The sequence below is a fragment of the Marmoricola endophyticus genome (assembly GCF_014644415.1).
In the GTDB taxonomy this organism is placed as follows: domain Bacteria; phylum Actinomycetota; class Actinomycetes; order Propionibacteriales; family Nocardioidaceae; genus Marmoricola; species Marmoricola endophyticus.
On record NZ_BMKQ01000010.1, the window covers coordinates 1 to 544 of the forward strand.

2 protein-coding genes are annotated in these 544 nt (G+C 31.4%); both read right to left on the bottom strand.

Going from position 1 to position 544, the window contains the following annotated elements; all coding sequences use genetic code 11:
- The coding region (locus tag IEX42_RS18400) for an ArsB/NhaD family transporter (protein ID WP_505712077.1) at nucleotides 1-275 on the bottom strand (275 nt) is incomplete at its 3' end.
- Nucleotides 275-544, bottom strand: a 270-nt coding sequence (gene arsR, locus IEX42_RS18405) for an As(III)-sensing metalloregulatory transcriptional repressor ArsR (RefSeq protein WP_188781469.1), incomplete at its 5' end; no start/stop codon positions are given. The genes arsR and IEX42_RS18400, both read right to left, overlap by 1 nt.

Sequence of the window (544 nt, forward strand, 5' to 3'; positions counted from 1 at the left end):
CCATTTCCTTTTGAAGCATGAAGCATGTGAATAGCTGACCATTCGAATAATCCAACTTTATCTAATATTAATGAAATAAGAATGACTGAGACAAAAGTCAAAGTAGCATTCCAAACAATACCTGTTACTTCTAATACATCAGAAAGACTTACGACTCCTGTAATGATAGCAACAACCGCTCCAATTAAAGCTGTAATACCAATATCTAAACCTTTTGGTTGCCAAATCACAAAGGTTAAAGTTAAAAGAAAAATTACAATTGCTAAAATAGTCATCAACAGTCACCTGATTTCACATTTTTACATACACATCTTTGATTAGATGTATTAATGATGTTCAAGTTTTGGATAATATCATCTAAAATAGCATGATTAAGTTGATACCAATGTTTATTGCCATCTTTTCGTGTTGTAACTAATTCATTATCTACTAATGACTTCATATGATGACTTAGTGTAGGTTGTGAGAATTGAAAGTGTTCTAATAAGTCACAAGCGCATAGCTCACCACAAGAAAGTAAATCTAATATTTCTAACCTACTTGG